The sequence below is a fragment of the Loigolactobacillus bifermentans DSM 20003 genome (genome assembly GCF_001434575.1).
Classification (GTDB): Bacteria; Bacillota; Bacilli; order Lactobacillales; family Lactobacillaceae; genus Loigolactobacillus; species Loigolactobacillus bifermentans.
In genome coordinates, this window is the sequence record NZ_AZDA01000109.1 from 1 (window position 1) to 3,761 (window position 3,761).

General features: G+C 49.3%; 2 protein-coding genes. Both read right to left on the reverse strand.

All coding sequences use genetic code 11. The features are described 5' to 3' along the window. Positions 1-220: 220 nt before the first annotated feature. Positions 221-2,623 carry a phosphoenolpyruvate synthase gene (gene ppsA, locus FC07_RS11965; RefSeq protein ID WP_057905326.1) on the reverse strand — a complete coding sequence of 801 codons (2,403 nt, stop codon included), beginning with the start codon at positions 2,621-2,623 and terminating at the stop codon, positions 221-223. Between the two features lie 267 nt (positions 2,624-2,890). Then, on the reverse strand, positions 2,891-3,688 hold the full coding sequence (locus tag FC07_RS11970; RefSeq protein WP_057905327.1) for an SGNH/GDSL hydrolase family protein: 798 nt from the start codon (positions 3,686-3,688) through the stop codon (positions 2,891-2,893). Between the last annotated feature and the right edge of the window lie 73 nt (positions 3,689-3,761).

A 3,761-nucleotide genomic window follows, 5' to 3' on the forward strand; every position in this document is an offset into this window, starting at 1 on the left:
CAACAGACTGCCATTGAAAGATTCCGGGCTTGTTCGGATTAAACTTGTAATTTGCCAAACCTGTCTCAAATATTGACTTCAATCCACCAGTGGTTTCCGAACTTTAAGTTACAGGCCACCACGGACGATCAATACAAAATTACTTGGTAATATCAAAATGCACGTTGACCGCAATTGCGATCAACGTGCATTTTTAGTCTAATTTACTGATCAACGGTAATTATTCCCAATCGTAGTCGGCTGGATCTTGAAGACCTCGGCCAGTCGCTTTGTCCAACATGATCCGTTGTTCAAAGTGCGCGACGTTGCGCTTGGTTTCCTTGACCATGTCGGGGTTGACCGAAACGTAGTCGATCCCGCTTTGAATCAGGAAATTCGTGAAGTCTGGATATTCAGACGGCGCCTGCCCACAAATTGATACCGTCTTACCATCCTTGTGCGCGGTCTTGATCAGGTGGCGAATGGCGCGTTTAACAGCGAGGTTCCGTTCGTCAAAAAGGTGTGCGACCGTATCGTTATTCCGGTCACAGCCCAAGATCAACATTGCCAGGTCGTTTGAACCGATCGAGTAACCGTCGACGAACTGGTTAAACTGGTCCGCCAAAATGATGTTGGTTGGAATTTCAGCCATCATGTAAACCTTGAAGTCGGCGCTCCGGATCAAGCCTTCACCTTTAATGATGTCAGTGACCTTTTGTGCTTCTTCAACGGTCCGTACGAACGGAATCATGATGTTTAAGTTCTTCAGGCCAAATTCATTACGAACCTTCTTAACCGCGGCTAATTCCAACTTAAAAGCATCGATGTATTTCGGATCATAATACCGTGACGCGCCCCGCCAGCCTAATAGATCGGCGGATTCATGTGGCTCGTACTTGTCGCCACCTTTAAGTTTACGGTACTCGCTGGACTTGAAGTCCGATAGCCGTAAGACAACCGGCCGTGGCGCCATTGCCCGAACGACCTTGGCAATCCCGTTAGCGAGCATGTTGACCACCGTTTCAGGATGGCTCTGTTCGATCAAGTAGAGTGGGTGTTCGTGAATGTACGTTGTCCAGAGGAATTCTTCACGCATCAGCCCGATCCCGTCAGCGGGTAACGTTGAATACTTTTCGGCTAACTCGGGATCACCCAAGTTCATCATGACGCCGGTAGCCGTTGGTGCGAAGGTTTCGGCGGCCACGACTTGGCCCGTTTGAGCAGCGGGCGTCGATTTCTTCAACAGACTGGCAACTTTACCCATGTAAACAATCCCGTTTTTAGCGTCGACCGTCACCACGTCGCCGGTCTTCAGTGCGTCGGTTGCCGCCACGTGCTGACTCTTCGTCCCAACAATACATGGGATCTGCATTTCACGTGAAACGATGGCCGCGTGACAGGTCATCCCACCGAAGTTAGTTACAATGGCCGCGGCCTTCTTCATAGCGGGGACCCAGTCTGGTGACGTCATTAACGTGACCAGCACTTCACCGGCCTTAAACTGGTCAATATCTTTAGGACTATCGATCACGTGGACGACACCACTAGCTAAGCCGGGACTTGCTGGTAACCCGCGAACGGCAACCTGCGCGTCACTTTCAGAAACAACGTTGGCGTCTTCTTCGGCGTCGGCCTTCTTTTGCTTGTTCCGTTGAGACCAAACGGTTTCGGGACGTGCTTGGACGATCCACAACCGGTTCGTGTTGGTGTCCAACGCGTATTCCATATCCATGTAGCAGCCATAATGTTGTTCAATTTTCTTAACATAACCGGCTAATTCAATCACCTGGTCGTCCGTCAAAACGGGCTGGTCTTGTAAGTCCGCGGGAACTTCTTTTTCGACCGTCCCGCCATCGGGTTGCCGCATCAATTCGATTGGTTGCTTAATGATGTTCTTTTCAACAATCTTCATTGAGTCTTTATCCACAACAAAGTGGTCGGGGGTGACCTTCCCTAACACGATGTATTCACCTAAGCCGTAAATGCCATCGATCACGATTTTCGTATCATCACCGTTGGCCACGTTCACGGAGAACATGACTCCGGAAGCCTTGGAGAAGACCATCATTTGAATGGCAGCCGACAAGGCGACTTTTTCATACGGGAAGTTTTGTTTATGCCGGTAATACGTTGCCCGGTCGGTAAACAATGATGAATAACATTCTTGAACCCGGTCAGTAACGTCGTCGGCCCCTTTAATGTTTAAGTATGATTCCTGTTGCCCCGCAAATGATGCGTCGGGCAGATCTTCCGCCGTTGCTGAGGAACGAATAGCCACGAACGGATCCTTTTGGCCCATCTTATCGGCCAAATCAGCGTAGGCCGTCTTAATATCTTGCGCTAAATCATCTGGCATGGTCGCGTTCACAATTAGATTCCGAATTTGTTCACATGCATGGTGCAACTCATCTGAGTTTTCGTAGTCCTTGATGCCCTCGAGCAAGGCGTTAACCTTGTCGTTTAACCCCGTCTCTGCCATAAAGTAACGGTATGCACGGGCGGTCGTTGCAAAGCCGTAAGGTACCGGTACATCCATGGAAGACGTCATTTCCCCCAGTGAGGATGATTTACCACCCACCAAGTTCACGTCTTCGCGATGTAACTCGTTAAACCATAAAACATTTGCTGTCTCTCGACTACTCATAATATTGCCTCCTTGTGATTTTTAGCTTAAAAACCATTTTCAGCAGAATCAAAGTCGTTATTGAAAACGGTTTTATTCTCAGTCTCCATTATAGTTCATCCGTGTACAAATTTTAAGCGCATTTCCAATTTCCGTCGGAGCTCTCATTAATTTCTGATGATTCATTCATAAATTAATCGCAAAATTTTCAGTATCCGCTTTCTTTAACACCAAAAAACACGGCCACAATGCTGCAACCGTGTTTTTAACCCTATTAACTAGGACGATCTATTTACATGGTTTCGTCCGGGCCACCTTCAGTGCCTGGTTGATCACCTGCGCGTATAAGACATCACCCGCGTGGACGCCACCAAAGTGCACGCCGTCCGTGCCGGCAAAAACGGCCGGATGTTGCCCCGCGACCTTCTCCCAATCGGCGATCGTGACGTATTTGTACTTGGCAGGAAGCGTCCACTCGAAGACTGCTAACTTGCTCGAATTCCAATCTGACTGGGTCTGCGCGTTATACGGCGTCATGAAGATCAGCCGGTGACCGGGCACTAAGGCGTCGATCAGCTTCATAATCTGGACCCGGTAACCGTCGAGGGCGTTGGTCCCGATGCAGATCACCACGTCCTGACGTAAACGATGATTCCGTTGCTGCGCTATCAAGACTTGGTCAGCCAAGTTCATCGTTCGGTCCCCTTCCGCGTCGATCGTACTGTTAGCGACGTGTTGTCCTAAATAATCACGAGTACCGAGTGTCACGCTGTCCCCGATAATTGATACTCCCGTGGGCACGTGCACCTTCGTCTTTTCCCCCGCCGTTGTCACCGGTCCCGTGTTCGCTAAAATGGCGGTATGGGTCGACTGAATCAGATTAACGTCTTGACGAATTCCGCTGATCCACAAATTTTGCTCCAGTGTTGAGACTGGGGGCGCGGCTTTGACGACGCTCTCCCCGTTAACACCTAGGAGCACAATGGCCACCATCGTTGGCAACCAGAGTTTTTTCCAGTTCACGTTACATTGAAAAATGTGAACCGGTTTACCGGCGATCACCGGCTCTAAGACGTAGTATGACAAAGCGGACAAGCCGATTGTGGATTGAAGTCAATATTTGAGACAGGTTTTAAGAGACATTCAGAACCGCGTTTAC